We start from the raw sequence: 4,309 nt of genomic DNA, 5'->3' as shown, positions 1-4,309 counted from the left end.
CCCCGGCCCCGCCCGCCGCCGACACCGTCCGCCTGCGGCTGCTGAACGAGGAGCACCACGCCGACCTGCGCGGCCCGACCGCCTGCGCCCTGATCGACGAGGGCGGCAAGAAGGCGATACACGACCGGCTCGGCCCCGACCCGCTGCGGCCGGACGACGACCCCGACCGCGCGTGGAAGAGGATCTCCCGCTCCCGCACCACCATCGCCGCCCTGCTCATGGACCAGAAGGTCGTCGCCGGCATCGGCAACGTCTACCGCGCCGAGGTCCTCTTCCGGCACGGCATCGACCCCTACCGCCTGGGCAAGGACATCACCCGCGCCGAGTGGGACGCGATGTGGGCGGACCTGGCGGTGCTGATGCGCGAGGGCGTGCGGAAGAACCGCATCGACACCGTCCGCGACGAGCACCTGCCCGAGGCCATGGGGCGCCCGCCGCGCGTGGACGACCACGGCGGCGAGGTCTACGTCTACCGGCGCGCCCACCTCCCCTGCCACATCTGCGGGGGCGGGATCCGCACCGCCGACCTCGCCTCCCGCAACCTCTTCTGGTGCCCGGCCTGCCAGACCCGGTGACCCGCGGGGCCGCTGACCCGCGGGGCCGCTGACCCGGGGGCCCGGTGACCCGCGGGGCCCGCTGACCTGCGGAGTCCGCCGGGTCCGCCGGCCGAGCCGCCGCCGGCCACCGGGCCCGGCCTCCCGTCAGAAGCCGTGCGGCAGCCAGGGGGCCACGTCGCCGGCGAACGCCCGCGACGCCGCTGCCAGCGCGCCCGTGCGCAGCTCGCGCACCAGGCCGGCCCCCGCCAGCGAGGTCAGCGCGACCCCGCCCAGGTAGGCCGCGCCCAGCTCCCGGGCCGTGAGCGCCAGGTCCGCCGGATCCTCGGTCCGGACGCAGGACACGGCACCGCCCGGGCCGGCGGAGACCAGCCGCCACCGCCCCGCGTTCCACGGGCAGAAGGCATCCTCGACCTCCAGCACCACGTCCAGCGGGGCCCCGTACCCGCGGGCCGCCAGCGCCGCCGGCAGGTCCACCAGGCGCACGTGCAGCGAGTCGGCCGTACTCGGCCGCGCCCTGCGCGCGTCGCCGAGCAGGTGCAGCACCGGATCGTCCACCGGCCGCCGGCCGGCCCGCAGCGTCGAGGTCAGGTCGATGCCGAACAGATAGCGCCACAGCGCGGCCGCCGCCGCCGGATCCAGCGCGTCGAGGGCGCGCACCGTGACCGTGCCCCGTGGTGCTCCGGCGGCGTCCCAGTCCGGCTTGACCCGGTAGCGCGCGTACCCGGCCACCTCGCCGTCCGGCCGCTCCGCGACCACGCACATCAGCCGGGACGCGCCCGCCCGGTCCGCCTCGGGGTCCAGCAGCGGCAGCCGCTCCCAGCCGGGCTGCCGCGCCGGCATGCCGGGCCGCCGGTCGACCAGCTCCGCGTACACCCGCTCGCAGTCGCCCAGCGCCTTGGCCGGATCCACGATGCGCAGCCGCAGCGCGTCCGTGCCCGGCGGCACGGACAGGCCCGCCCGGTCGGTGTCGATGTCCAGCGACAGCTCGTGCGCCGCGATGCCGTAGCCGAAGCGCCCGTAGATCGCCGGCTCCGACGCCGTCAGCACGGCCAGCGGCTCGCCCCCGGCACGGACGTCGTCCAGCTGGCGGCGCATCAGGGAGGAGAGGATCCCCTGACGGCGGTGGGTCGGGGCGACGCCCACCATCGTGACCCCCGCGGCCGGCACCGGCGGGCCCCCCGGAACCGACAGCCGGAAGCTGAACGCCGAGGCCGAACCCACGCACGACTGCCCGTCCCAGACGGCCAGCGACCGCTCGACCTCCGTCAGCGATCTGAAGAGCTCCCGCGTCTCGGTGGGATCGATCGCACCGCCGAACGCCAGTTCCAGGTGGTCGTACAGGGCGTCCCACTCGTCAGCCTGCAATACACGCATCTCAAGGGCCATAAGGTCATCCTTACCAGGGCAATCCACCCCGGTCGACAGGATTTCGGACGACTTCGGGCCCGGCGGAACCCCGCCGGTCCGGGGGTCCCCCTGCGCACGCACAGCCAGGATCGATAAGGTCCCGAAGGACATGGCCGGAGCACGTGTGGAGACGCTCATGGCCCGGGCACGCCTGACGTGGCACCGGGCCCGCACCGCCCTGCGCAAATCCGCCGTCGACTACTTCCGCGGCGACGCATCCGACTGGCTCGCCTTCGCCGGACTCCTCGCCACCGTCCCCGCCATCGCCTGCGGCACCCTCATGCTGCCGGTGTGGTTCTCGCCCGCCGCCCTCGTCCTGCCCATCGTCGCGGGCGGCCTGCTGCTGCGTCCCGCGAGCCTGCTCGCCCTGTACGCGGCCTCCGCGGCCGCACTGATCGTCGAGGCCCTGGTCCTCGGCCCCTACACCGAGGGTCCCGCCCGGGTCACCCCGGGAACGGTCCTGGTCGTCGCCGCCTGCGGGTTCTTCGGACTCGTCATCGCCCAGTTCCGCAGCCGCGTCGGCGTGCCCTGGCGGCGCGGCGGCACCATGCTCTTCGACCTGCGCGAACGCATCCGGGTCCAGAGCCAGCTGCCCGCCCTGCCCCGCGGCTGGCACCGCGAGATGGCCCTGCGGCCCGCCGGCGGCCAGTCCTTCTCCGGCGACTTCGTGGTCGCCGCCCGGACCCACGGCGGCCGGACCCTGGAGATCGTCCTCACCGACGTCTCCGGCAAGGGAATGGAGGCCGGATCCCGCGCCCTGCTGCTCTCCGGCGCCTTCGGCGGCCTGCTCGGCGCACTGCCCCCGCACGGCTTCCTGCCGGCCGCCAACGGCTACCTCCTCCGGCAGGAATGGGACGAGGGCTTCGCCACCTCCGTCCACCTCGTCCTCGACCTGCAGACCGGCGACTACGAACTCCTCTCCGCCGGCCACCTGCCCGCCCTCCAGCTCTCCGCAGGATCCGGCCGCTGGCACGAGAAGTCCGGCGAGGGCCCGCTGCTCGGCGTCTACGACGGCGCCGAGTTCGAGCCCGCCCGCGGCAACCTCCGCCGCGGCGACGTCCTGATGCTGTTCACCGACGGCCTGGTGGAGACCGCCGACCGCGACATCAGCGAGGGCATCGACCGGCTCACCGGCGAGGCCGACCGCTACGTCGCGGCCGGCTGGGAGGGCGCCGCCTGGCACCTGATCGAGAAGGTCGCCAAGGACGTCAACGACGACCGGGCCCTGCTGATCATCCGCCGCTCTCCCTGAACTGCCGTACGCCGTAGGCCGACACGCCCCGCCGCCCGGCCCGTGGTGGGGTTATCCCCACCCGCGATCCGCCGGGCTGCGCCATGGCCGCCGCCCCTGCCCGTCCGTAGCGTCGAGCACACCATCGGCCACGGCACGGAAACGGCCACGGCCACGGCACGGAAACGGCCACGGCAACGGCCGGAGCACCGGCCACAGCGGAGGGGGACACCATGGGGTTCCGGCGCAGCAGGCGGCAGCACGGGCACGAGCAGACCGCGTACGACAGCACGGCCGCCGCGGCCGCCGTCGAACTGCGCGGCGTACGCCGGGAGTACGGGCGCGGAGCAGCCACCGTCCACGCCCTGCGCGGCATCGACCTCAGCCTGCCACGCGGCAGCTTCACCGCCGTGATGGGCCCGTCCGGCTCCGGCAAGTCCACCTTCCTGCAGTGCGCGGCCGGACTCGACCTGCCCACCGCCGGATCCGTCCGCCTCGGCGGCACCGAGATCACCGGCATGGACGAGAACGAGCTCACCGAACTCCGCCGCACCCGCCTCGGCTTCGTCTTCCAGGCCTTCAACCTCCTCCCCTCCCTCACCGTCGAGCAGAACGTGCTGCTCCCGATGCGGCTCGCCGGCGTGCGCCAGGACCGCGCCCGCGCGGCCGACCTGCTCGCCCGCGTCGGCCTCGAAGGCAAGGGACGCCGCCGCCCCGCCGAGCTCTCCGGCGGCCAGCAGCAGCGCGTCGCCATCGCCCGGGCCCTGGTCACCCGCCCCGACGTGGTCTTCGCCGACGAGCCCACCGGCGCCCTGGACACCACCACCGCCGCCGAGATCCTCGGACTGCTCCGGGCCGCCGTCGACTCCCTGCGCGCCACCGTCGTCATGGTCACCCACGACCCGGCCGCCGCCGCCCACGCCGACCAGGTCCTCTTCCTCGCCGACGGGCTGATCGCCGACCGGCTGCCGCGCAGCTCCGCCGCCACCATCGCCGCGGACCGCATCACGATCATGGTCACCCACCGCCTGGAGAACACCAAGATCGCCGACCACATCATCGCGATGGAGCACGGCCGGATCACCGAACAGGGCAGGTACGACGACCTCGTCCA

At 74.8% G+C, this 4,309-nt stretch carries 4 protein-coding genes; 3 read left to right on the top strand and 1 reads right to left on the bottom strand.

What is annotated here, in order from left to right:
- Positions 1-575: zinc finger domain-containing protein (locus HYE82_RS34425; protein ID WP_179178152.1), on the top strand; the 575-nt coding region annotated here is incomplete at its 5' end.
- A 126-nt stretch (positions 576-701) separates the two neighbouring features.
- On the opposite strand, the gene HYE82_RS34420 is transcribed toward HYE82_RS34425, so the two are convergent.
- Positions 702-1,943 (bottom strand): GNAT family N-acetyltransferase, encoded by a 1,242-nt coding sequence (locus HYE82_RS34420; protein ID WP_179178151.1) that lies wholly within the window; start codon positions 1,941-1,943, stop codon positions 702-704.
- A 130-nt stretch (positions 1,944-2,073) separates the two neighbouring features.
- Between HYE82_RS34420 and HYE82_RS34415 the strand changes: the two genes are divergently transcribed.
- Together HYE82_RS34415 and HYE82_RS34410 are read left to right on the top strand one after the other, a co-directional pair.
- On the top strand, positions 2,074-3,216 hold the full coding sequence (locus tag HYE82_RS34415; protein ID WP_179178150.1) for a PP2C family protein-serine/threonine phosphatase: 1,143 nt from the start codon (positions 2,074-2,076) through the stop codon (positions 3,214-3,216).
- A gap of 212 nt (positions 3,217-3,428) precedes the next feature.
- Positions 3,429-4,309, top strand: an 881-nt coding sequence (locus HYE82_RS34410) for an ABC transporter ATP-binding protein (protein WP_256988097.1), incomplete at its 3' end; no start/stop codon positions are given.

Origin of the sequence: Streptomyces sp. BR123 (assembly GCF_013401435.1) — a bacterium.
GTDB lineage: Bacteria > Actinomycetota > Actinomycetes > Streptomycetales > Streptomycetaceae > Streptomyces.
The sequence above is the reverse complement of the archived record's forward strand: the minus strand, read 5'-3'. Positions and strand labels throughout refer to the sequence as shown.

What these genes read in the sequence shown, in the direction of transcription:
- HYE82_RS34415 (WP_179178150.1), top strand. Translation starts at nt 2,074, where the DNA reads ATGGCCGGAGCACGTGTGGAGACGCTCATGGCCCGGGCACGCCTGACG.
- HYE82_RS34420 (WP_179178151.1), bottom strand. Translation starts at nt 1,943, where the DNA reads ATGGCCCTTGAGATGCGTGTATTGCAGGCTGACGAGTGGGACGCCCTG.